General features: G+C 46.2%; 1 protein-coding gene. It reads left to right on the top strand.

The features are described 5' to 3' along the window. The first annotated feature begins 119 nt into the window (after positions 1-119). On the top strand, positions 120-1,391 hold the full coding sequence (locus tag M2277_RS31570; RefSeq protein ID WP_063477375.1) for an IS110 family RNA-guided transposase: 1,272 nt from the start codon (positions 120-122) through the stop codon (positions 1,389-1,391). Positions 1,392-1,783 lie beyond the last annotated feature (392 nt).

Raw genomic sequence — 1,783 nt, 5'->3', positions numbered from 1 at the left:
TTAGCATTCCTGTAGAGCGTTAATTATCAGCTTTGCAAAAATAAAAGCGCCTCGGTACGATGGGAGTACGCAACGGGTCATAGCCCTTAAAATCCCATCATCCAGGAGGACGCTCTACTATGAAGTTTAAAGCCCAGGACAAACAAAATCAACTCATTGAAAAAATTACCCCTCAGCATCTCGTCGTCGGAATCGACATTGCACAGCTAACGCATGTCGCTCGTGCGGTAAACTTCCGTGGGATTGCTATTGGCAATCCGCTATCTTTTTCTAATGACGAAGAAGGATTCCAGATCCTTCTTCGCTGGATTCAATCGTTGCAAGCAGCCCATAATCTTAACTGCGCTATCATCGGCATGGAACCGACGGGGCATTACTGGCTAAACGTCTCCAGATGGCTATACGAGAAACAATTCGAAGTTGTTCTTGTTAATCCACATCTCGTGAAAAAGAACAAGGAAAACCGTGACAATACACCATCGAAGAGCGACAAAAAGGATGCTCTGGTCATCGCAGACATGGTTAAAAACGGCTACTATTCGTTCATTCGCAACACGCCTGAAGCGTTTGCGGAACTTCGTGTCTTACTTTCAAACCGAGACTCCATCGTTACAAGACTCGTTAGTGCGAAGAACCAAATCCATCGTTGGGTTGACGTAGTGTTTCCTGAGCTGCGACAAGTCTTTAAGAACCTGATGTGCAGAGGTTCATTGGCCACATTACGTCTTTTCCCGACGCCTGAAGAACTGAGCAAGCTAACGCCTCAGGAAGTGGTAAAGGGCTGGAAATCCATTATGCAACGTCAACCCGGGGACAAAAAAGCTCAAACCCTTATTGCGCTTGCTCATCATTCAGTTGGCTCTAAGCAGGCAACGAAGGCGTACAAGCTCCACCTAACGCAGCTTCTCGCTGAATATGACCTAGCTTGTGAGCAGCTGCAAGTAGTAGAGGCAGAGATTGCAGCAGTTTTAGCCCGTATTCCTTTTGCTAAATCAATGCTTGCTGTCAAAGGGATTAGCGCCATTTCACTCGCTGGTGTTCTTGGTGAGGCCGGAGATTTAAGTGGTTTTTCTCATGGTAATGCACTGCTTCGCCATGCTGGTCTCAATCTTGCAGAAGCAAGCTCAGGTAAATGGACGGGGCAGATGAAGATTAGTAAACGTGGACGATCACGCCTTCGCCGTTTCATTTTCATGATGACCATAAGTTTAGTTGGTAACAACCCAGAGTTCAAAGCGATGCATGCGTACAATGTACAGGTCAGAAAGATGAAGAAAATGAGGTCTCTAATGAAACTTTGTGGTAAATTAGCACGAGTACTCGTTGGAATGGCTCGTAGTAAAGAGGCTTACAATCCGTATAAAACGAAGCCAATTCAACAAGCAGCTTAAGTTTAATTTAGCCGTTTCGTCGTATGAATTTTGGCTTATTCGCAGGATTTCAAAGAAAGCACGGAGTACCGGATGTATTGAACCAAAGGGCACCGACCCGTAACGTTAGCAAGACCGGCCTCCACCCCTTGGACAGGCGTAACGAAGGAATGAGAGGGCACAGACCCGTTGAGACATGGGAGTGAAAACCTCCAGGGCGGCGTGGAGAATGCGTGCAGTATATGGAATTATATGGGGTTTGTAGCTTTCCCCTCTATTTCCTCACGCCTTCATGTTGTCTTGGTCTACTACGAGGGTTGTCTTACGTTCCTTCTGCAATTCTGGACAGGGGTGAAATCCTGCGAATAAGTGAGTATTCATGAGTAAATTGAATCGTACTGAGGGAGTTCAAT

The organism is Paenibacillus sp. LBL, from assembly GCF_029893715.1.
GTDB classification, from domain to species: domain Bacteria; phylum Bacillota; class Bacilli; order Paenibacillales; family Paenibacillaceae; genus Paenibacillus_AQ; species Paenibacillus_AQ glucanolyticus.
Note: the sequence above shows the minus strand (reverse complement) of the source record. Positions and strands in the feature narration are given on the sequence as shown.

Coding starts and splice junctions, on each gene's coding strand:
- M2277_RS31570 (WP_063477375.1), top strand. CDS start 120: ATGAAGTTTAAAGCCCAGGACAAACAAAATCAACTCATTGAAAAAATT.